At 63.4% G+C, this 2437-nt stretch carries 3 protein-coding genes; 1 reads left to right on the top strand and 2 read right to left on the bottom strand.

Annotated elements, in window-relative coordinates; all coding sequences use genetic code 11:
* Positions 1–67 precede the first annotated feature (67 nt).
* The gene (locus CWO89_RS43135; protein WP_130584263.1) at positions 68–532 is read right to left on the bottom strand and encodes a cupin domain-containing protein; all 465 of its coding nucleotides are present in this window, start codon (positions 530–532) and stop codon (positions 68–70) included.
* A gap of 225 nt (positions 533–757) precedes the next feature.
* Between CWO89_RS43135 and CWO89_RS43130 the strand changes: the two genes are divergently transcribed.
* Complete coding sequence (locus tag CWO89_RS43130; protein WP_130584262.1) at positions 758–1351, top strand: 3-keto-disaccharide hydrolase; 594 nt, start codon at positions 758–760, stop codon at positions 1349–1351.
* 206 nt (positions 1352–1557) lie between these two features.
* Here CWO89_RS43130 and CWO89_RS46595 read toward each other — a convergent pair.
* Positions 1558–2437 (bottom strand): P-loop NTPase family protein (locus tag CWO89_RS46595; protein ID WP_165421585.1); only part of this gene is annotated, 880 nt, incomplete at its 5' end.

Here is a 2437-nt window from a genome sequence, read left to right as displayed (position 1 = left end):
GTGCCCACCACCACGGGCGGAGTGCTTGACGGTGGGCACGCTGCGCTTTGCCCACCCTACGAAGTCGTTACTTCTCCTCCGCCGCGGTCGCCGTCGCCGGTCCTTCGCCCATGATCAGGAGCACGGCGTCCTCGTCCTTGGCGCCGTCCCAATGCACCTGCTTGCCGTAATGGGTGACGAAGCTGCCGGCGGGCATCGCCACGGTGCCTTTGTCCGGATCGAACTTCGTTCCCGATCCCACCCACCAGGTGCCTTGCAGCACGACAATATAGCGGTCGTTCGGATGGAAATGCGGATGGCTGAAATGGTTGCCCTTGGTCCATTTGGTATAGACCACGTAGAAGCCGGGCTTTGCGGGATCGCCGACCACCACGGCGTTCTGCGCGCCGCGCGCGTCCACTGGCCCCCAGGGAATCTGGTCAGGCAATTTATAGACAACGGCGGCGGGATTGAGCTCGGCGGCGGAGCCGATGCTCAGTGTGGCGGCGAGGGCAAGCGGGATTGCAAGGTAACGCCAGGCACTGACGATCATCACTTCCTCCCGTTTTCGGATGGACGCTTGGTTGGTCCATCTCTGTTGCGCTCGATGCTATTCGGGGGCGCTGGTGCTGGACAAGACGCACGCGTGCATGCGTGATCGGCGGATGCGCGGCTTCCCCGCACAACGCAACTGCAGCATCGAAATCGATTTGCGCTCGCACGCGGCAGTGATTAGTTTGCCCGCACAAATCAAAACAACATCGGGAGGATGCTTTTCATGAAACATGTGTGGACGCTTGCGGCCGGTCTTCTGATCGGTACCGCTATGTCCTTCAATCTCGCTTCCGCCGAGGGAGACGGCTGGGTCACATTGCTCGACGGTACCAAGAAAGGCGACTGGGACGAGGTGGGCAAGGCGAACTGGACGTTGAAGGACGGCGCGCTGGTCGCCGACAAGCTCGACGGCAAGGACCTGTCCTATCTCGTCAGCAAGAATTCCTACGAGGACTTCCAGATCAAGGCCGAGTTCTGGACTGACGAAGAAGCGAACAGCGGCATCTTCATCCGCTGCGACACCAACAAGACCATCGATTCCAAGGTCTGCTACGAGGTCAATATCTTCGACAAGCGGCCCGATCCGACCTACGGCACCGGCGCGATCGTCGATGTCGGCAAGGTCAATCCGATGCCCAAGGCGGCGGGCAAGTGGAACACCTATGAGATCACGGCGCAGGGCCCGCATCTCGTTGTCGTCCTCAACGGAGAGAAGACCGTCGACGTGCAGGACAGCAAGCACGCAAGTGGTCCGATCGGGCTTCAATATGGCTCGGGCGTGGTCAAGTTCCGCAACGTGCAGATCAAGCAGCTGTAGCGGCGTTCTCCCTTCCCCTGAAAGGGGGAGGGCGGGGTGGGGGTCAAGCCGCGGGCGCAGGTGCGCGTGGAGAGAGATGATCCCCACCCGGCTTGCGCGTTGCACGCGCAAACCGACCTCCCCTTTTCAAGGGGAGGTGAAGGAAGCGCGGAGTGCGGTCAACTGCGCTTCGAACCTTCGCTGGTCAGAGAGCGCCAGTGGAGCGCTCACGCATATTGCTTGTCTTGCTGACGGCTCTCCACCATGGGATTGAGCTCGTTCAGGACGACGCCGACCAGCTTGCGCTCCGCGCCACCGAGCGCGGTGAGGATGTCTTCCATGCAGTCGTTGATATCGAGATGGACCGGCAGCACGGCGAGGAGGCCGTCGGCGAGATCGAAGAGCTTGCGATCAGCCGCGCTCCACGGCACCGCCGGCCCGTCGAGAATGATGAGATCGTAACCGCCGACGGATCGCGCCTGCGCGACCGACTTGCGGATGGCTTCCGCCGCTCTGGCGTCTCCGCCTTCGATGACGGGCAGGATGGAAATTCCGTTCGCCGTGTTGATGGCGCGCGTTGCCTTGCTGCCGATGCTGAGCCAGCCGAGGCGGCCGGCCTCGCGCTTGCCAAGCCGGACGACCTTGCCCGACAATTCGCGCTTCTGATGATCGGCATCGATCATCAGCACCTTGGCGCCGTCGCGTGCGGCCGAGAGCGCGACGTTCAACGCCACCACGCTGCGGTCGATGGATGAACCCGCGCCGATCACGGCCATGACTGGCGTTCCGGTCGCGGGCGCGTACTTCTTGAGCGTCGCGCACATGTCGCGGATGGCGCCGAGGAAGGTCATCAGCGGAAAGCCCGCGCGCAATGTCGGCCAACCCAGCCGCGTGACGTCGGCGACCTGGCCGCCGGTGAGGATGCCGCCCAGCGTGCGCATCACGTCTGATTCCTGCAGCCGAGCAATCACCGGCTTCTCAATGACGCTGACGGCCGCTTGCGGTGCCGGCTTTCCGAGGACCGGCTGTTTCGCCGGCGCCGCTGTCGTCTGCTTCTCGGGCGAGGTCGACTTGCTCGGCCGAATCGGGTCGGCGCCGGGCGCAAGC

The sequence above is a fragment of the Bradyrhizobium sp. Leo170 genome (assembly GCF_004296405.1).
Classification (GTDB): domain Bacteria; phylum Pseudomonadota; class Alphaproteobacteria; order Rhizobiales; family Xanthobacteraceae; genus Bradyrhizobium.
The sequence above is the reverse complement of the archived record's forward strand: the minus strand, read 5'-3'. Positions and strand labels throughout refer to the sequence as shown.

Bases quoted from the DNA above. Each gene is read 5' to 3' on its own strand.
- CWO89_RS43135 (WP_130584263.1), bottom strand. From the start codon at position 532: ATGATCGTCAGTGCCTGGCGTTACCTTGCAATCCCGCTTGCCCTCGCC.
- CWO89_RS43130 (WP_130584262.1), top strand. From the start codon at position 758: ATGAAACATGTGTGGACGCTTGCGGCCGGTCTTCTGATCGGTACCGCT.